Origin of the sequence: Shewanella sp. BC20, assembly GCF_003129585.1 — a bacterium.
GTDB classification, from domain to species: Bacteria; Pseudomonadota; Gammaproteobacteria; order Enterobacterales; family Shewanellaceae; genus Shewanella; species Shewanella seohaensis.
The window spans coordinates 283,764-303,292 of the sequence record NZ_NHRI01000004.1 but is presented as its reverse complement, the minus strand read 5'-3'; the positions used below and the strand labels follow the sequence as shown (position 1 = coordinate 303,292).

At 48.4% G+C, this 19,529-nt stretch carries 16 protein-coding genes; 7 read left to right on the top strand and 9 right to left on the bottom strand.

The window, feature by feature from the left end; genetic code table 11:
- Positions 1-138: 138 nt before the first annotated feature.
- The 3 genes from CBX96_RS07060 to CBX96_RS07050 all read left to right on the top strand — a co-directional run bounded on the left by CBX96_RS07060 (position 139) and on the right by CBX96_RS07050 (position 5,256).
- Positions 139-627 carry a DUF1285 domain-containing protein gene (locus CBX96_RS07060; RefSeq protein WP_109286187.1) on the top strand — a complete coding sequence of 163 codons (489 nt, stop codon included), beginning with the start codon at positions 139-141 and terminating at the stop codon, positions 625-627.
- Between the two features lie 138 nt (positions 628-765).
- Entirely contained in the window at positions 766-1,197 is a 432-nt protein-coding gene (locus tag CBX96_RS07055) for a MarR family winged helix-turn-helix transcriptional regulator (protein WP_086903580.1), read from the top strand.
- 270 nt (positions 1,198-1,467) lie between these two features.
- Positions 1,468-5,256 (top strand): S8 family serine peptidase, encoded by a 3,789-nt coding sequence (locus CBX96_RS07050; RefSeq protein ID WP_109286186.1) that lies wholly within the window; start codon positions 1,468-1,470, stop codon positions 5,254-5,256.
- A 62-nt stretch (positions 5,257-5,318) separates the two neighbouring features.
- Here the strand turns inward: CBX96_RS07050 and CBX96_RS07045 are convergent, their stop codons facing one another.
- Positions 5,319-5,666 carry a hypothetical protein gene (locus CBX96_RS07045; protein WP_011622377.1) on the bottom strand — a complete coding sequence of 116 codons (348 nt, stop codon included), beginning with the start codon at positions 5,664-5,666 and terminating at the stop codon, positions 5,319-5,321.
- A 194-nt stretch (positions 5,667-5,860) separates the two neighbouring features.
- Entirely contained in the window at positions 5,861-6,895 is a 1,035-nt protein-coding gene (locus CBX96_RS07040; RefSeq protein WP_109286185.1) for a Glu/Leu/Phe/Val dehydrogenase dimerization domain-containing protein, read from the bottom strand.
- A 279-nt stretch (positions 6,896-7,174) separates the two neighbouring features.
- Here CBX96_RS07040 and CBX96_RS07035 point away from each other — a divergent pair, with 279 nt between their 5' ends.
- Positions 7,175-7,633, top strand: a complete 459-nt coding sequence (locus CBX96_RS07035) for a DUF4826 family protein (protein WP_109286184.1) — start codon at positions 7,175-7,177, stop codon at positions 7,631-7,633.
- Positions 7,634-7,730: 97 nt separating this feature from the next.
- On the opposite strand, the gene CBX96_RS07030 is transcribed toward CBX96_RS07035, so the two are convergent.
- The 6 genes from CBX96_RS07030 to CBX96_RS07005 form a co-directional block, all read right to left on the bottom strand.
- The gene (locus tag CBX96_RS07030; RefSeq protein ID WP_109286183.1) at positions 7,731-8,870 is read right to left on the bottom strand and encodes a cupin domain-containing protein; all 1,140 of its coding nucleotides are present in this window, start codon (positions 8,868-8,870) and stop codon (positions 7,731-7,733) included.
- 122 nt (positions 8,871-8,992) lie between these two features.
- Positions 8,993-10,363, bottom strand: coding sequence for an adenylosuccinate lyase (gene purB, locus CBX96_RS07025; protein ID WP_109286182.1), 1,371 nt, complete (start codon positions 10,361-10,363; stop codon positions 8,993-8,995).
- A 29-nt stretch (positions 10,364-10,392) separates the two neighbouring features.
- The gene (hflD, locus tag CBX96_RS07020) at positions 10,393-11,010 is read right to left on the bottom strand and encodes a high frequency lysogenization protein HflD (protein ID WP_109286181.1); all 618 of its coding nucleotides are present in this window, start codon (positions 11,008-11,010) and stop codon (positions 10,393-10,395) included.
- 3 nt (positions 11,011-11,013) lie between these two features.
- Positions 11,014-12,132: a tRNA 2-thiouridine(34) synthase MnmA gene (gene mnmA / locus CBX96_RS07015; protein WP_055648406.1), complete on the bottom strand. Its 1,119-nt coding sequence runs from the start codon at positions 12,130-12,132 to the stop codon at positions 11,014-11,016.
- 221 nt (positions 12,133-12,353) lie between these two features.
- Complete coding sequence (locus CBX96_RS07010; protein WP_109286180.1) at positions 12,354-12,845, bottom strand: NUDIX hydrolase; 492 nt, start codon at positions 12,843-12,845, stop codon at positions 12,354-12,356.
- A gap of 70 nt (positions 12,846-12,915) precedes the next feature.
- Entirely contained in the window at positions 12,916-13,692 is a 777-nt protein-coding gene (locus CBX96_RS07005; protein WP_181382153.1) for an rRNA large subunit pseudouridine synthase E, read from the bottom strand.
- Positions 13,693-14,042: 350 nt separating this feature from the next.
- Here CBX96_RS07005 and CBX96_RS07000 point away from each other — a divergent pair, with 350 nt between their 5' ends.
- Positions 14,043-16,268, top strand: coding sequence for an NADP-dependent isocitrate dehydrogenase (locus CBX96_RS07000; RefSeq protein WP_109286179.1), 2,226 nt, complete (start codon positions 14,043-14,045; stop codon positions 16,266-16,268).
- 147 nt (positions 16,269-16,415) lie between these two features.
- Here the strand turns inward: CBX96_RS07000 and cspD are convergent, their stop codons facing one another.
- A complete protein-coding gene (gene cspD / locus CBX96_RS06995) occupies positions 16,416-16,622 on the bottom strand; it encodes a cold shock domain-containing protein CspD (protein WP_011072576.1) in 207 nt (68 codons plus the stop codon).
- A gap of 193 nt (positions 16,623-16,815) precedes the next feature.
- Between cspD and clpS the strand changes: the two genes are divergently transcribed.
- Both clpS and clpA read left to right on the top strand, forming a co-directional pair.
- The gene (clpS, locus tag CBX96_RS06990) at positions 16,816-17,124 is read left to right on the top strand and encodes an ATP-dependent Clp protease adapter ClpS (RefSeq protein ID WP_011622425.1); all 309 of its coding nucleotides are present in this window, start codon (positions 16,816-16,818) and stop codon (positions 17,122-17,124) included.
- A 42-nt stretch (positions 17,125-17,166) separates the two neighbouring features.
- Entirely contained in the window at positions 17,167-19,434 is a 2,268-nt protein-coding gene (gene clpA, locus CBX96_RS06985; RefSeq protein ID WP_109286178.1) for an ATP-dependent Clp protease ATP-binding subunit ClpA, read from the top strand.
- Positions 19,435-19,529 lie beyond the last annotated feature (95 nt).

Here is a 19,529-nt window from a genome sequence, read left to right as displayed (position 1 = left end):
TCGCCATCAAGATAAGCAAGATCTAGAGCATGATGCTCAATTGTCGCTACAGATGAAGTAGGTGTAAGGAAATAGCCCCTTCCAGGGGCAAATCAAAGCCGCCTTCTAAGAAGGCGGATTCTTTACTGAGGGGACGCTATGGAAAAGCACACGGACAATGTTATCGACACGCTACAGGAATTCACCAGCAAGCCAGCGCCGGATGTTGTCACACCGCCAACGGCGCTGTGTAGTGAAGTCGCGTTATTTCGTATCCTACTCTCCGGTGACTGGATATATCAGGCCAGCCCATTACCGACTAAGTTTGCTAAGTTATTTGCCAGTATTTTACATGGCATCGATGGCGAACATTTTCTGATCACGCCAGTTGAGAAGGTGCGAGTCGAGGTGGATGATGCGCCACTGTTGATTGTCGATTATGTGAAGGATGAGATCGCATCGGGTTTAACGCTGCGCAGCAGTATTGGTACCGAGCATTCTCTGGCGACACTTAATCATTTACAGCTCACCGACTTTGGGATTTATCTGCCGCTAGAGCGCGGCCTATGGGGAAAATTGAGCCGTGCTTGTTACTATAATTTTGTGAATGAATTCAATTTACCCGACGACGAAGAGGCAGATGCGTAAAGATTTTGATTGCAATTACTTGGGCAAGCTGACTAGTTTATTACAGGTTAAGTGATAGTATTAAAACTGACCTCGGCCAATCCTTCTCGGGTTTGGGTCAGTGTTGTTGGGGCTAAATGGTGTTTTCGGAGGTGCTGTTTGAACCGCTATGAAAGCTTAGGCTATCTTGTTTCCCACTTGAATATTGAGCTGCAAAATGAGCTCGATATACAGCTGAAACGCTATCAGCTCGACATTAAGTTGTGGCCAGTGTTGTTCGCGCTTTGGCAGGAGGAGGGGATCTCTCAGACCGAGCTGTCTAAGCGTTGCGATGTGGCCAACTATACCATGACCCGTTTGCTCGATCAGTTGCAGGTTCAGGGATTGATCACCCGTCACCAAGAGCTCGATAACCGCCGTGCATTCCAGATTTTCCTCACCGATGAGGCTAAGGCGCTGGAGCAGGATTTGATCCGTGAGGCCGAGCGCGTCAATGAAAAATACCTGTCCAATCTCACTGAAGAGGAGCGCCAGCAGTTTATGCGCTTACTCAATAAGATAAATCGTTTACCTTCAATCACAGCCTTGTGATTTCAAGCTTCAAGCATTCGGCATTGCGTTTAAGCTGCATTTCGTCTTTCCTTCAATTTTTAAACTCCTGTCTTTCCCCAGCGTAATGGCCTCAAGCCATACTCTGGGCATTGCTATTTTACCTTGGCTGTACAAATTGCTACCTAATGATTGTTGCAAAAATGTTTCATGAAACGCCATCTTGCTGCTTTGGAAGCAAGCATTCCAAGATAACAAACGTTGCTTAAATTTATTTGAGCAATCATAAGGTGATTTTTCAGGGAATATGAAATGAAACAACTTTTTAAGCGCAGTCGTATTGCAGCGACTTGCCTGATGGCAATGGGTTTTACCATCAGTTATTCAACCTTGGCTGAAGATAATGTTGCGCTGATGGAAGCGCAATCTGGCGCCGTACAATTTACCTTGATCACCGGCGAGGTGGTCACGGCCGTTGCGCGGGCCGATGGCTCACTCGGTGGTATCCGCCTGCTCGGCGAAAACGGTGCAGAGGTGATCACTAGCCTCTTCCAAAATCAGAATGGTCAATATCTTATCACTCCAAAGGCGCAAAAATGGGTCGAGTCCCATACTGTCGACATCGAGCTGTTTAACATCTCTAAGCTCCATGCGGCGGGTTATGATGATGCCTCCACCGATAAATTGCCGGTTATTATCGAATACCGTGATGGCACCCTAGCGGGTTCTGCTGTGCCTAATCCCATTGAAGGGGCTACCTTAACCGATGAGATTGAACTTATCGACAGCGCTGCTTTTGGGATCAGCAAACAACAGGCCGCCAAAGTATGGGAAACCTTAAGTACTGATGATGCGGTGAAGTCGGTATGGTTAGATGCGGTTGTGCATGCCAATAAGGATACGACTAACGGGATAAATGCGCTGGCAAACCTAACCCCAACCGTGCCGTTAACCTGTGCGTATGGCAATTTAGCCAAGGCATTTAATGGTCAAGGTGTCACCGTAGCCGTGCTTGATACTGGCTACGATGTGCAGCATGGCGACTTGGCGGGCCAAGTTGTGCAGAGCAAAGACTTTACCTATTCCAGCAATGGCGTCGATGATCTTAACGGTCATGGTACACACACTGCAGCCACTATCGTGGGGACGGGGGCGGAATCTAATGGTCGCTGGGCGGGCATGGCGCCTGGTGCCAAATTACTGGTGGGTAAGGTACTCTCAAATTCAGGTTCAGGGTCGACGAGTGGGATCTTGAGTGGCATGCAATGGGCCGTGGCTCAAGGCGCCGATGTGGTTAGTATGTCATTAGGCGGCAGTGGCACCAGTTGTACAGGACCACTTGTCGACATGGTTGAAGCTTTGAGTGATAAGGCGTTGTTCGTAGTTTCTGCGGGCAATAGTTTTACCCGCGAGACCGTGGGGATCCCAGGATGTGCCCCGAGTGCGTTAACCGTGGGTGCCGTTGACCGCGATAATCACACCGCATCTTTCTCATCCCGTGGCCCTTCACCTGATGGCCATTCCGCAAAACCCGATATCGCATCCCAAGGTGTGGATGTTGTCTCTGCGGCCTCGGGAGGATTCGGGGCAACGGCCTATCGCGCTCTGTCGGGAACATCCATGTCGGCGCCCCATGTGTCAGGCGGCGCGGCCATTGTGATGCAAGCTAGACCCGAACTGACCCCCCGCCAAGTGAAAGAAGTGCTGACTTCCTCTGTGGTTCCGACCGATGCCCATGTGCTAGAACAAGGCGCAGGTCCTATGGATGTTAATCGCGCTGTAGGACAAAGCATTATCGCGCCGCCGAATATGGAGCTCGGCTCCTTTGCCTATGATCAGGATATTGGCGTGACAGAAAAAACCATTAGTCTACGCAATTTATCCGACAAGGATATCAGCCTTAAGCTGAAAATGAGCTTGATAGGTGAGGACGGTAAGACGCGCATGCCGGCAACCCTCGCGGGGCTTAGCGTCAACAGCATTAACGTGCCAGCCAATGGAAGTGCTGAAATCCCTGTGTGGATTGACTCGAGTGTGGCACTGCGCAGTGGCGCCTATGGCACTATCACCGGGCGTATTGAAGGCACCACCACGGGTAAATCGAATGAGCGCGTCACAGTGCCGATTTCATTCTGGATCCAACCGCCGCAAGTCAATTTGAGCTTCAGTGTCACCGATATGCGTGGCAAAGCCGCTTCTTCTCCCTCGAAAGTCTACTTGATGAACGAAGAAGATGATTGGGGACAAGCCGTTACGCTCAGAAATGGTCAGGCAAGCCTCTCTGTTCCTGAGGGCAATTACACTATCGTTGCTAACATCATGACCTACGATAATGACTCAACAACCTCTGGGTTAGTGGAGTCGGCCACCCAAATGGCGGTGCTGGATCGTAAAGTGAGCCAAGATACCCTGATTGAGTTCGACGCCCGCAATGCCGAAAAACTCGAGTTCAAGGCGAGCAAACCTTTGGCACCCCAAGGCTATGCGTTTGGCTTTACCTATGCGCTGGATGATAACAAAGTGGCGAAATTAGCCGCGATGGAGTTAGCGCCTGATTATGTGAAAGACATCTACACTTGGTCGCAGGGACATGATGATAGGTTCCGCTCGTTTGTCACCACCCGCGCCTTTGCTCCCGAAACCGTGCTCACCATGCAAAATGGCGAAGTGCTGGATTATAACAAGCAGGGCTTAGCCTTATCCTTTGATGGTAAAGGCAGTGCAGAAGTCGTGCCCGTTGGCGACGCGGGTTACAGCACCGACTGGACTCAGTTTGACTTAACTGGCCGTATTGCGTTGATTGGCAACCCTAATTATCTGACATCTTACATGGTGGCGAATGCCCTTAAAAACGGGGCGATTGGGGTTATCTTCTATCGTCCGGGTCAACATGGTCGTTATAAGGGGACGATTTCTGGCACGCCACGTATCCCCGCCGTTGGGATCAGTTCGGAGCAGGGTGAAGCCCTGTTAGCTCAGATTGAAGCGGGTAACAATATCGTCAGTTGGTCAGGTACTGCTGCGGAGCGAACGCCTTATGCCTACTCTATTAACCATATCACCGACGGGCGCATCAATGGTGGGCAAGTGGTGTTGCAAGAGCAAAAAATGCAGCGCATTCGTGCCAGCTATCATTCGCAAAATGATCAGCGCCCCATTTGGACCGATATGATGGCGATGACCAACAGCACCGGAGAGTTTTACTCAACCGGTAGCTCACAAATGGTTATGACGCCTGTGGTGCGCGACGAGTACTACACGGCAACCAGCAAAAACATGTGGACTAACATTGTGATGCCCGGTATTCAGTTATCGACGGACGGCGGCTATTTTGATGGTCCAAGAATGATGACCGAAGGCACGGTTGAGACCACTTCTTGGCTAAAAGGCCCCAAGGCGGGGAGTTTGCTTACCAATGGTGGCGCCATTGCCAATCGTGATACTAACACCATCGACTTAAGCATAGTGCGGTTTGGCGATGCGGCAGGGCATGATGGCACGGGCGGGTATAATTCACAGTCGCTCTACGGACTCAAAGTGAATGGCCAGAGCACTTACTTAGACAGTGGACTGTTTACGCTCCCCGATACCAATGCGCAAGTGGAGTTAGAAGTACGCTCCTACGCCCGTGGTGTGGGCAATAGCTCACCGGTGAAGGACAATCTCGGCTCCTTCTATCAAGGGATTTATCAATTCAGCACAGACTCGAGTAAACAGGGCCGTCAAGCGGTGCTCACTCCTAAGCTCGACATTCCAGTGGCGATCGATAATACCTTGGCAGCAGGTGTACCTGTCGAAGTGAAACTCTCAGCTGTGATGGATGGTGCGGCGCAGGTGGATTTATCCGATGTCACGCTGCAATACGGTTATGGTCAGGAATGCTCGCTTGCGGCGATTTCTGTCTCGATTTATTGCCCAGTGCCTGCAAAGTTTGCCGAAAGCGCTTGGAAAACCGCAGAAGTGAAATGGGTTAACGGTGAGTGGGTTGCCACAATCCCGAACGATTCCAATGCCGGTAATTTTGTTCACTTACGTGTGCAGATGAGTGATGGCAGTAGCGAAGCGAAACAAACCATGATGCGGGTGTATATGTTGAAGTAACACGCTTTTGTGAGCCAATAAAACCGCGACTAGCCACGCTAGTGGCGGTTTTTATTTGGCGATTACAATGGCAGGAGGAGCATGAGTAATACTAGGCTTGATCCGAGCAATAATCCCTGTTGCAACAGTCGCTGGCATTGCAGCAAATTATTTTTGCCTTGTTTTAAACTGGTAATAAGTTGATTGTGTTTATAAATTCGGCAAGTCAACTCATCGGTTTGAGGGTCGATAAACAACTTGAAACTGCATTGATGGCCATCATTGAGCTGCACTTTATGTATGCTGTTAGGGCCAAAGTTAAACTTGCGCGACACCATCTGCCCATTCACGAACACCCGTTCAATTCCAAACCAATCACTGGCCTGTAGCTCAACCGAGTCCTGATTTAACTCGTACTTAAAACTGACCATATGCAATCCCTTCACTGACAGACGAGTGATTAATTCAAGCAGAGGCACATAGGCTTTTCCACTACAGAAAAGTGAATTTTACGTGGCGTTTTGGTATCTGATTGGTATTGAGAGGAATTTATTTTTTAGCTGGATAAGCGAAGCGAGGGAAGTGATAGAGGCGGACAACGCGCTGTTGTCCGCCTATAGCATGATTAGGCTTTTGCCGCTTGATAAATGGCACGGGCCATTTCGTCTGCAACCGCAGCAGTAGTTCGGTTTTCAGCATCGGCTTTAGTGAAAATCTTCAGCAGAGTGTTATAGATTTCTCTGACCTTAGCTTCTGATTTCGCCGCGTCATAGTCTTTTTCAAATGAGACGTTGATGATACCGCCAGCATTAATCACGTAGTCTGGTGCATACAGAATGCCCATTTCTTTTAATTGCTCGCCATGGCGGACTTCGGCTAACTGGTTGTTGGCACAACCGGCAACAATCTTAGCTTTAAGCTGTGGCAGGGTGACATCGTTTAGGGTGGCACCTAATGCACATGGCGCATAGACATCAACGTCTTGGGCATAGATATCCTGTGGGGCAACGACGATGGCACCAAAGTCGGTAGCCACTTTATCGAGTGAAGCTTGGTGAATATCGGTGACGATAAGCTCAGCACCTTCTTCATGCAGGTGTTTACATAGGTAGTAACCGACATGGCCCACGCCTTGAACGGCAATCTTAAGGCCTTTTAAGGTGTCTAAACCGAGTTTGTGTTTAACGGCAGCTTTGATGCCTAAATAGGTGCCTAATGCCGTAAAGGGGGATGGGTCGCCGCTCTTGCCTTCAAGACCCGCCATGTATGGGGTTTCTTGATGAGCGATCATGATATCTGCTGTTGTGGTACCTACGTCTTCGGCTGAATAGTAACGTCCACCCAGGCTATTGATAAAACGGCCAAACGCACGGAAGAGGGCTTCGCGATCAGGGCGCTTAGGATCGGCAATAATCACTGACTTACCACCACCCATGGTTAAACCTGCGAGGGCGTTTTTGTAAGTCATACCGCGGGAGAGGCGTAATACGTCTGTCAGGGCTTCATCGTCGGATTGATAGTTCCACATCCGGCAACCACCCACAGCAGGACCTAAATTGGTGTTATGGATGGCAACGATGGCTTTTAAGCCACTCTCTTTATCATGACAGAATACGACCTGTTCATGTTCATCAAAGGATACATGATTAAATACAGCCACGTGAAGTTCTCCGCTATACACAATAAAACGTCGATGGAATCACTTCCCATCGACAGCTCGTTATATTTATTGCAGAACCATAGCATTTAGCGATACTCTCAACCATGCATAATGACCGAATAAATAGATTATTTGTGGCAATCTAGCTTTCCACTTTACGTAAACGTAAGGTTTTTAGTGTGAAACCAGTTTTTACTGGGATAATCTCAGACATTAGAATGATTCGCGTGCTGTCCCAAGAATGAGAGCCGCGTAATAACAATAAGATAGGACGGAAGTATGACTGAACAAGCTGTCGACCAGACTCAACCAACAATCTCTCCAGAAGAAATGGAGAAACTGCGCCAAGAGTGGGTCAGAACTCAATTTCAAAAAGCGAACCGTTTTTTAGCGGAAAAAGGGGTGATCCCAAGTAAAGTGTTGGCCGACGAAAGCCGTTATCTGGCGCCTTATTTAGCGATTTGGAAAATGGAATCTAAGCGTCCTTCGGCCAAAACCTATTGGGTGATGTCTGGCGATTTACCGTCGGATTTTGTTGATATACATGTAGCTAAAACTGCTAGAGATGCAGTTCGTCACTTCTCTATGATGTGGCAGATGCAGGCCGAAAATTTGATCCGCTCGGGTGCGGTTCAACGCGATGCGACGCAGGCAAAATTTGCGCAATTATTAGTATCACGTGCTGAGAGTTTATATCGCATTTACAATGACGAAAAGCTTTGGAATACCAATGCTTAATCTTGTGTTAGCGTAAAAATTAAAGGCACTCTACTGAGTGCCTTTATTGTTTTGGGAGACGCTTATCTGTCGACTTAACGCAGCAGTGCGCTAAGGGTTAGGCTTCATCGTCACTTAAATAATATAAGCCTTGATTGATTAGCTTGAGCAGTAGCGCTTGCACTTCGGCATATTCACACAGTGCCATGGCGCTGCCGCTATCAAAGCTAACATGGTCGCTTAACTGAGTTAACACGGCTTCTGGCGTATTGGGCAGCTCATAAATTTCGCCATTGATGAATAAGCGAGATTGAGTGTCGTTCTCTAAACGCAGCACTTTTAAGCCGCCGATGCGATTAACGCCAGCGCCTTGCTCGAAGGCATCCTGCAGATCGTCGGCGTTATAGGCTTCTTCACCCTCACAAATATCCAGTTCAAAACGGTTTTGGCTCAACAATTTACCCAGTACCACTTGGTAGCTTGTTGGATCTTGGGCGAGCTGGCTTAACAGCGACATGATCCCGAGTTGATGATCTTGACTGATCACGCCAGGATTCGCAGGCTCAGTTGCAGAGGTAAAACGCTGCTGACCTAGGTTATTGTCGAGCAGGTAATCGGCAACTTCACTGGCGAGTTCTTGTTGGCTCGGCGCGCGGTAACCAATTGAATAGCTTAAGGCTAAGGTTAAGGTTTCACCGCAGTGTGGGTAGCCAGGCGGAATATATAGCACGTCGCCTTTCTCTAATACCACGTCGATGATGGGCTCGAAGTCTTCCACCAGTGGCGAGTTCGGGTTACCGCCACGGCGTTGCTGCGGCGTATTAGCACCCACAGTCCAACGACGTTCGCCTTCACCTTGGATGATAAACACATCGTAGTTATCTACGTGTGGACCGACACCGCCACTTGGCGTTGCGAATGACACCATCAAATCATCGAATCGCCAGTCGGGCAGAAAACGAAACGCTTCCACTAATGGCTGAGAGTCCGGATACCAATGGTTTACGGCTTGCACCAGTAATTGCCAGTGGGTTTCACCGTAATTGTCGTAATCCTCGAACGGGCCTTGGATCACTTCCCAGTTGTCTTTTTGAGTGACCACAATGCGCGAGGTGATTTCTTCTTCACAGGCAAGGCCTGCAAGCTCATCGGCGCTGATCGGATCTTCAAAGTTAGGGAAGGCACCCTTGATGACTACAGGTTTTTGTTGCCAGTGTTCCTTGAGGAACTGGGCGATATCGAGATTGAGTGTATACATAGTGTCAAAAAAGGCGACTACATCGAATGTAACCGCCTTAATCCTTATTTATGGCTGATAAACAATATCAGCTCGCGCATGTTTGCTATTGCGACTTAGCAAACTCCGCTGAGCTAAAAATACTAGTTAAGCTCGTCGACGAAGGCTTCAGCACGGCCAATGTAGTTGGCTGGCGTCATCTTCTTCAGCTCTGCTTTAACGTCTTCAGGCAGGGCTAAACCGTCGATGAATACTGCTAATTGCTGGGCATCGATACGTTTGCCACGAGTCAGTTCTTTTAACTTCTCGTATGGCTTTTCAATACCATAGCGACGCATAACGGTTTGTACTGGCTCGGCTAGGACTTCCCAGTTTTGGTCGAGTTCGGCACGTAAATGCTCTTCGTTCACTTGTAACTTGCTAATGCCTTTTAAGGTGGCTTGGTAGGCGATCAGCGAGTGGGCAATACCCACGCCTAAGTTACGCAGTACGGTTGAGTCGGTCAGGTCACGTTGCCATCTTGATACTGGCAGCTTAGACGCTAAATGTTGCATCAGTGCGTTAGCAATACCAAGGTTACCTTCAGAGTTTTCAAAGTCGATTGGGTTGACTTTGTGTGGCATGGTTGATGAACCAATTTCACCCGCAACGGTACGTTGCTTGAAGTGACCAAGGGCAATGTAACCCCAAACGTCACGGTCGAAGTCAATCAGGATAGTGTTGAAACGCGCGATAGCATCAAACAGTTCGGCGATGTAATCGTGTGGCTCGATTTGCGTGGTGTAAGCGTTCCAGTGCAGGCCTAAGCTGGTGACAAAACGTTCCGACAGTGCATGCCAGTTCACTTCTGGGTAAGCAGATAAGTGGGCGTTGTAGTTACCCACGGCGCCGTTAATTTTGCCCATGACTTCAACTGCTGCGATCTGCTTGATTTGACGCTCTAAACGCACGGCAACGTTGGCCATTTCTTTACCTAAAGTCGAAGGCGAAGCGGGTTGACCGTGGGTGCGTGACATCAATGGCACTGAGCGGTATTCAACGGCCAGTTTTTTGATGGCGCTGAGCAGTTCATTGCAGTATGGCAGAACCACTTGCTCACGGGCTTCGGTCAACATTAAGCCGTGGCTTAGGTTGTTGATGTCTTCTGAGGTACAGGCGAAGTGAACAAATTCACCCACAGCGGCGAGTTCAGCGTTGTCTGCAATTTTTTCTTTGATGAAGTATTCAACCGCTTTTACGTCGTGGTTGGTGGTGCTTTCAATGGCTTTCACGCGTAGCGCATCTTGCTCGCTGAAATTGTCTTTAATTGCATCTAACACCGCGATAGCAGACTCGCTCAGTGGCGGCACTTCGGTGATTTCTGGGCAATCGGCGAGTAATTTTAACCAGTTGATTTCAACTTGAACACGGTACTTAGTAAGACCGAACTCGCTGAAAATCCCTCGCAATGACGCTGTTTTACTACCGTAACGGCCGTCTACCGGAGAGATAGCAGTTAGTGCGGAAAGATCCATGTGAAGCTCCTTGATGAAAACTTATTTTATTATAGGGTAAGACTTTTCTTGGCTGTGTCTATGATGGCTTTACGGGCGAAGACTAAGTGTCGACGTTTACCGCCCAGTTGTCGCCATAACACGGCGCTGCGCATGGCTGCGAGCAGCAGGGCGCGAATTTTGTGTTGTACTATCGGACGTTGCAGGCACAGCGGATTGCCAGAGATCTGAATCTTAGGTCCAAGATTACTGATAATGTCGCTATAAATACTGGCCAGATTGGCAATGACTTGCTCGTCGGTGATCGCAAAATGATGTAGCTGGCGATTCACTTGATTGATGCGCTCGGCAAGCATAGCTAACCCGCTATTCGAACGGGTTAATTTACGTTCAAGCGCCAAAATGCCGACCAAATAGCGAGTGATTTCCACATCTTTTTGACTGCTGTCGCCCAGTTGGTTTAACACCAGCTTATAACCTTTGTGCAGCGCGGCCTTGTCTTGATAAACATCGGCGACGCTTTCTGGGTCGGTCACTAAAATGGTGTGTAAACTGGCCGCCAGCTCATCAGTGTCACTCTCACCATGACGGGCTAAATGCTGAACTTGCGCAATGGCCTGCAGTATTCCTGCAAAGGCCATGGTGCGATTATGGAGCTGCTCGTTCACGGCTTATCCTCGGATCAGTTGATCGATAATCCCGCCACCTAGGCACACTTCGCCATCGTAGAATACCGCTGATTGGCCAGGCGTCACGGCGGCAACAGGCTCGTCAAACACCACCTTGAGGGTATTGTCATCAAGATAGGTGAGGGTGCAGGGGATATCCTGCTGGCGGTAACGGGTTTTCACCACAATCTGGCTGCCTTCGGCGGGGCCTTTGCGGTCGACCCAATGCAATTGATTGACGAACATGCCGTTGGACATCAAACGCGGGTGATGCCCACCTTGGCCAACCACTAACACATTACGTTTTAAATCTTTATCCACCACGTACCAAGGATCGTCATTGCTGTTTTTCATGCCGCCAATACCCAGACCCTTACGTTGGCCTAAGGTGTGGTACATCAAGCCTTGGTGCTTACCAATCACTTCGCCTTCGGCGGTTTCGATATTGCCAGGTTGCGCCGGTAAGTAATTACCTAAGAACTCAGTGAATTTACGTTCACCGATAAAGCAAATGCCGGTGCTGTCTTTCTTATCATGGGTAATTAAGCCCATTTTTTTAGCGATTTCACGCACTTCGTGCTTTTCGAGTTCACCAACGGGGAACAGGCTACGCGCCACTTGTTCATGGCTTAAGGTATACAGGAAGTAGCTCTGATCCTTGTTGTTATCTACTCCGCGCAGCATTTGCGTGGTGCCATCGGCATTATCGCGGCGGCGCACATAATGGCCCATGGCGATGTAGTCAGCATCGAGGATATCGTCGGCAAAGTCTAAAAAGGCTTTAAACTTGATTTCTTTGTTGCACATGATATCGGGGTTAGGGGTACGACCCGCCTTGTATTCGGCGAGGAAGTACTCGAACACATTGTCCCAATATTCGGCGGCAAAGTTGACCGTATGCAGTTTGATCCCAAGTTTGTCGCAAACGGCTTGAGCATCTTTTAAATCTTCGGCGGCCGCGCAATACTCGTCGTTGTCATCTTCTTCCCAGTTCTTCATGAAAAGGCCTTCAACCTGATAGCCTTGCTGCATAAGCAAATAGGCTGAAACAGATGAATCAACACCGCCGGACATGCCGACAATGACTTTTTTTCCTGTATGAGTGGGTTCGATTGATGTCATAGATCCTAAAAACCATTGAGTATATGTATCGGTTAGCCGCGAGAATGACTCACTTTGGTGGGCCACTCTCACGTTAAAATCTGCGTATTCGCTTAGACTGTGTTTGATGGCAGACAAGCGGGCGATTCATCGAGCGAGTGTTTGCTAAAACAGCGCTTAAATGCCGTGTTGAATCGCGAATTTACGCGGGGGCGTATTCTATCACGCCTTGTCGCTTGGGGCTATCTTTGACATCCCGTTAGACGCTGACTATTGAGTAACTCCAGGGAGTAGGTTTGCCCCTGTTGCTGCTGATGGCGGTAATCCCCAAGGCAATCGAGCACCAATGGGCTACGAAGCTGCTCCATTTTGGCTTCGATTTGCTCAAAGCTCAGCCAATGGGCGGCATCGATATCCGCATCCTGTGGCTGAGGGGGGAGCAGTGCATCGACTTGTACGAAAAAGGTAAAGCGCACAAAAGCGAGTGCTTCACTGGCACTAAACTGATAAATCCCCACTAAGCCTTGAGGCTCAAGATCCAGCCCGGTTTCTTCGAGCACTTCACGTTTACAGGCTTGGATCAGACTCTCATTCGCTTCTAAATGTCCGGCGGGCTGATTAAAGCGCTGCTCGCCATCGATCCACTCTTCCACTAACAGATACTTATCTGCGGTAGGAGCGTGGATAATACAGGCCACAGTCACATTGGGTTTGTATCTGAGTTTTTCTGCCACGCTAATCACCTTTTTATCTGTTAGTTGGGCACTGCGATATCCTGTTTAGTGCTCTCGCGGTGTTACATCATTAAGCCATTTGGATGCATTTATGCTCACCTGTCGCTAAATCATCTAGACTCCATTGACCTATTTTATAACGAATGAGTCTTAAGGTCGGAAAACCAATATGGGCCGTCATCCGCCGAACTTGGCGATTGCGTCCTTCGTGGATTTGAATTTCCAGCCAAGTCGTAGGGATGTTTTTTCGCTCACGGATCGGCGGATTACGCGGCCAAACATTCGGCGCCAGCATGAGGCTGACCTTCGCTGGGAGTGTCATACCATCTTTTAATTCAACCCCTTGGCGCAGTTTTGCCAAATCTGCTTCCGCAGGTTCTCCCTCGACTTGCACCCAATAGGTTTTAAAGGTTTTCTTTTTTGGCTCAGTCAGTTTGGCCTGAAGTTGGCCGTCGTTGGTGAGGAGTAACAAGCCTTCACTGTCGCGATCCAATCGCCCTGCGGCGTACACTCCCGGAATAGGGATGTAATCTTTTAAGGTTTTACGGCCTTGCTCATCGGTAAATTGGCATAGGACATCGAACGGCTTATTAAATAAGACGATCATCGGCTCTCCTTGGGGTTTTGTGCGTGCAGCCGAAGAACGCTGCTGCGAGCGAGGTTTGGCGCCGCTACGCTCAGCATTGTTTCGCTTAGCGTTTGCCCCTTGCTGTAAACTTGGCTTGGCATTCTTGGCGAAGGTATGCGGTTTCTTGGCGCTATTGCGATTATCCACCGGATTGGCGCGCCCTGTAGCGGGGCGTTTGCCGCTGGCGCGTGGGCTTGCTGACGTGCTGTTTTTGTTCATGCTGTGGCTAATAGTCGCTGTAAGCTGACGACCGAACTTAAAAGTTTGAGGACGTGTATCAATAATCTGTACACAGTGTACTTGGCATTCGCCGTTAGTGGAATTTGAATATTACTGCGAATGCTCTATGATGTCGGCCTGAAAATGTGATCTACGCCTAAATGTTTGTTAGGTATTAATGAGTCGATTTACCCACGTTGGCGAACGCAAAGAGGATGTTGCCGCGGGTTTTGAGGTAGCAGAGGCGTTCACGATTGCCTCGATAGAGAATTCCGCCGTGCCAATGTTTGTTCGTCATGATATAAAATTATTATAAAAATATTAAATTTTACAATAATGTAGGATGTAACATGAAAGATAACTCACCAACAATTATTTATACCGAAACCGATGAAGCACCAGCGCTAGCAACGCTTTCTCTGTTACCTATCATCAAAACCTTTACCGATGCGGCGGGTGTTGCGGTTGAAACCCGTGATATTTCTTTATCGGGCCGTGTGATTGCTAATTTCCCTGAAAAACTGACTGACGCGCAAAAGATTGGCGATCACTTGGCTGAGCTGGGTGAATTAGCGAACCAACCTGAAGCTAACATCATCAAACTGCCAAACATCAGTGCCTCAATCCCGCAGTTAAAAGCTTGTATTTTAGAGCTGCAACAGAAAGGTTACGACATTCCAAATTATCCTGACGAGCCAAAGACTGACGAAGAAAAGTCTATCAAAGCCCGTTACGACAAGATCAAAGGCAGTGCGGTAAACCCAGTGCTGCGTGAAGGTAACTCTGATCGCCGCGCGCCGCTGTCAGTGAAAAACTTCGCGAAGAAAAACCCACACTCAATGGGTAAGTGGACCAAAGAGTCTCAATCACATGTTGCTCACATGAGCGAAGGTGACTTCTACGGTAGCGAGCAGTCAGTGACGCTGGCTAACGCAGACACAGTTAACATCGTTCTGTCGCAAAAAGACGGTCAAGAAGTGGTATTGAAATCTGGCCTGAAACTGCTAGCTGGTGAGATCATCGACGCGTCAGTGATGAGCAAAAAAGCCCTAGTGAGCTTCTTTGAGCGTGAAATCGCTAATGCCAAGGCCGAAAACGTGTTGTTATCACTGCACCTTAAAGCCACCATGATGAAAGTGTCTGATCCCATTATGTTTGGTCACGCAGTGAAAGTGTTCTTCAAACCCGTGTTTGATAGACATGCGTCATTATTTGCTGAGCTAGGCGTTGATGTGAACAACGGCTTTGGCGATGTATACGCCAAAATCGCTGGTTTACCCGCCGATGTCCGTGCACAAATTGAAGCGGATATCGCCGCCGTTTATGCTGAGCGCCCAGCGCTGGCGATGGTGGATTCTGACAAAGGCATCACCAACTTACACGTACCAAGCGACATCATTATCGATGCTTCTATGCCAGCTGCCATTCGTTCATCAGGCCAAATGTGGGGCCCTGATGGCAAGTTGCACGACACTAAAGCGCTGATCCCAGACCGTTGCTACGCGGGTGTGTATCAAGAAACTATCGCTTTCTGTAAAGAACACGGTGCCTTCGATCCAAGCACTATGGGTAGCGTGCCAAACGTTGGTCTGATGGCGCAAAAAGCCGAAGAATACGGTAGCCATGATAAAACCTTCGAAATCCCAGCCGATGGCGTAGTTAACGTGATTGATGCCAGTGGCAAAGTGGTAATGAGCCACAACGTCGAAGCGGGCGATATTTGGAGAATGTGCCAAGTTAAAGATGCGCCAATTCGCGACTGGGTGAAATTAGCCGTACGCCGTGCACGCTTAAGCAATACTCCAGCAGTATTCTGGTTAGATGCGAATCGTGCCCACGATGCACAGCTGATCGCTAAAGTGAAGCAATATCTGCCTGAGCATGATACTGACGGTTTAGAAATCAGCATCATGTCACCAGAAGAAGCGACTCGTTTCTCATTAGTACGTATTAAAGAAGGTAAAGATACTATTTCTGTTACCGGTAACGTACTGCGTGACTACCTGACTGACCTGTTCCCAATCCTCGAACTGGGTACCAGTGCTAAGATGCTGTCTATCGTGCCATTAATGAATGGTGGCGGCCTGTTCGAAACGGGTGCGGGCGGTAGTGCGCCTAAACACGTACAACAGGTTGAAAAAGAAGGTCACTTACGTTGGGACTCTCTGGGCGAATTCCTAGCTTTAGCGGCTTCTTTAGAGCATTTGAGCCAAACAGTGGGTAACCCTAAGGCGCAAGTATTGGCGGATACTTTAGATCAAGCCATCGGTCAGTTCTTAGATAGCAACAAGTCGCCATCAAGACGCGTTGGTGAGTTGGATAACCGTGGTAGCCATTTCTATCTGGCGATGTACTGGGCACAAGCGTTAGCCGCTCAAACCAAAGACGAGCAGTTACAAGCTCACTTTATTCCATTAGCGCACGCTTTAAGCGCCAATGAGCAAGTGATTGTTGCTGAGCTAAACAACGCGCAAGGTGCACCAGTGGATTTAGGCGGTTACTATCGTTTAGACGCCGCAAAAGCTGAAAAAGCCATGCGCCCAAGCGAGACACTGAACAAGCTATTAATTGCTTAACGATTTATCGTTAACTTAGCATTCATACTGAAAAGGCCTGCATTGCAGGCCTTTTTTATCACACTCAATCTTCGAGAATGCTAACAATCGCCCAATAAAAAGGCAGGGATAAATCCCTGCCTTTTAGATCATTGGCCTCACCAAACGTTATTTTGTTGGTGAAATGGCTGAAGCGTGCATTCCTTTTGGACCCTGTTCTACTTCGAATTGAACTGGTTGGCCTGCTTTTAGAGTTCTATAGCCTTCCATTTCAATGGTAGAATAGTGTGCAAAAACGTCCTCGCCACCTTGATCAGGGCAAATAAACCCGAATCCTTTGGCGTTGTTGAACCATTTAACAGTTCCGCTTGCCATACTTCCACTTCCTTCTGTTGTCTACTTACCAGTAAGATAGTAAAACCTGTATAGACGGGATTATTTCACCGTCTGAGCTACAGAATGTAAGGAGTAAAAGCGGAAGTCAAGCTAAAATTAACAAAGAGGTAACAACTAATTAATTTGAAGATAGCAATTGGAAGAGGCCAACACGAGAGGCTAGTATTAAAAAATGGGTAAGACAGGAAACATAGAACACGTTGAAGAGCGTGTGGAATCTGAGTTAATGCCACCTTCGATGTATAAGGTGATCCTCAATAATGACGATTACACTCCAATGGATTTTGTGATTGAAGTGCTACAAATCTTCTTTCGCAAGAATGAGCAGGAAGCCACAGATATCATGTTGACTATACATCACCAGGGAAAGGGTATCTGCGGGATTTTCCCCTACGGCATTGCAGAAACTAAGGTGATACAAGTAAATCAATTTGCAAGACAAAACCAACATCCGTTACTGTGTTCGTTAGAGAAGGCTTAACAGCGCTTACTCTGTTGTCAGTTGTTAATTTTGGGGGTGCTTATGCTGAACAAAGATCTGGAAGTCACCTTAAATCTGGCGTTTCAGCAAGCCAGAGAGGCTCGTCACGAGTATATGACGGTTGAACATCTGTTATTGGCTCTGATAGACAACCCTGCGGCTCAAGAAGCGCTAATCGCCTGTGGAGCGAATTTAGATAAACTCAGAGATGAAGTAGCAAGCTTTATCCAACAAACCACCCCAATCATTGCGGATATGGACGATGATAAAGAAACCCAGCCGACGCTCGGGTTTCAGCGGGTGCTGCAACGCGCCGTTTTCCATGTGCAGTCCTCGGGCCGCAATGAAGTCACAGGTGCCAATGTGCTGGTGGCGATTTTTAGTGAGCAGGAATCCCAAGCCGTGTATCTGCTGCGTCGCAGCGACATTAGCCGTTTAGATGTGGTGAACTATATTTCCCATGGTTTTTCAAAAAATGAGGACAACGACGCCCATCAAGATCAAGAACGTATCGAAGATCAAACCGAAGCGGGTGAAGAGCGCAGCATGTTGTCGCAGTTTGCGAGCAATCTAAACCAGCTTGCAAAACAAGGGATTATTGATCCACTCATTGGCCGTGATCAAGAAATAGAACGGGCAATTCAAACCCTATGCCGTCGCCGTAAAAATAATCCGCTGTTAGTGGGTGAGGCGGGCGTGGGTAAAACCGCGATTGCCGAAGGCTTGGCCTATCGTATCGTTAATAATCAAGTGCCAGAGGTGATGTCGCAGGCGACGGTTTATTCCCTCGACTTAGGCTCCTTGCTTGCTGGCACTAAATACCGTGGCGATTTTGAAAAACGTTTCAAGAGTCTGCTTAAAGAACTTAGCGCCGATAAACACGCTATTTTATTTATCGATGAAATTCACACCATCATTGGTGCGGGCGCCGCATCGGGTGGGGTGATGGATGCGTCGAACCTGCTTAAGCCATTATTATCGAGCGGTAATTTGCGTTGCATGGGCTCGACCACCTTCCAAGAATATCAAAGCATTTTTGAGAAGGACCGCGCATTGGCGCGTCGTTTCCAAAAGGTTGATATCAATGAGCCTTCAGTAGCCGAAACCACGAAAATTCTGATGGGGCTCAAGGCCAAGTACGAAGAGTACCATGGCGTGCGTTATACCCAAGCGGCGATTAACAGCGCGGCTGAGCTATCGGCAAAACACATTAATGACCGGCATTTACCCGATAAAGCCATCGATGTGATCGATGAGGCGGGTGCGCGCATGGCCATGTTGCCACAGAGCAAACGTAAGAAAACCATCGGTCAGGCCGAGATTGAAACTATAGTGGCAAAAATTGCTCGGATCCCAGAAAAGTCTGTGTCTGCCACCGACAAAGACTTACTGCGTAATCTTGAGCGCAATCTCAAGATGGTGGTTTTTGGTCAAGACAAGGCGATTGAATCCTTAAGCTCGGCGATTCGTTTATCTCGCAGTGGGTTAGGCACGGATAAAAAGCCTGTGGGTAGCTTCTTATTTGCGGGCCCAACTGGGGTTGGTAAGACAGAAGTCACCAATCAGTTAGCCAGTTGCCTTGGCATGAAACTGGTGCGCTTTGATATGTCTGAGTACATGGAAAGCCATACGGTTTCTCGCTTAATTGGTGCGCCTCCAGGTTATGTGGGCTACGACCAAGGTGGTTTACTGACCGATGCTGTGATTAAGAACCCTCATTGCGTGGTGCTGCTCGATGAAATTGAGAAGGCTCACCCTGATGTGTATAACCTATTGCTGCAAGTCATGGATCACGGCACCTTGACCGATAACAACGGTCGCAAGGCGGACTTTAGGCATGTCACCTTAGTGATGACGACAAACGCAGGTGTTCAGGAAACGATCCGTAAGTCCATTGGTTTTACTCAGCAGGATCATACCCAAGATGCCCTGTCGGAAATCAACCGGGTCTTTTCACCAGAGTTTCGTAACCGCTTAGATTCCATCATTTGGTTCAACCATTTAGACATGACCATCATTGCCAAAGTGGTGGATAAATTCTTGGTGGAATTGCAGGCACAACTGGATGCGAAACATGTGGTGCTGGAAGTCAGCGATGAAGCCAGAACTTTGCTCGCCGAGAAAGGCTACGATAAGAGCATGGGCGCGCGGCCAATGGCCCGTGTGGTGACTGAGCTGATTAAACGTCCGTTAGCGGATGAGATCCTCTTTGGTGAGCTTGAGCATGGCGGTATTGCCCATGTCGATGCGAAGGAAGGGGAAATCGTCATTCATACCGAACGGCATGAGAAGAGTACCAGCAAAGCGTAAATGCTTTGAAACCCAATAAAAATGGCTGCAATTGCAGCCATTTTTCTGATCTTTCGCCAACAAAAAAACCCGGCCTCGCCGGGTTTTTCAACTAA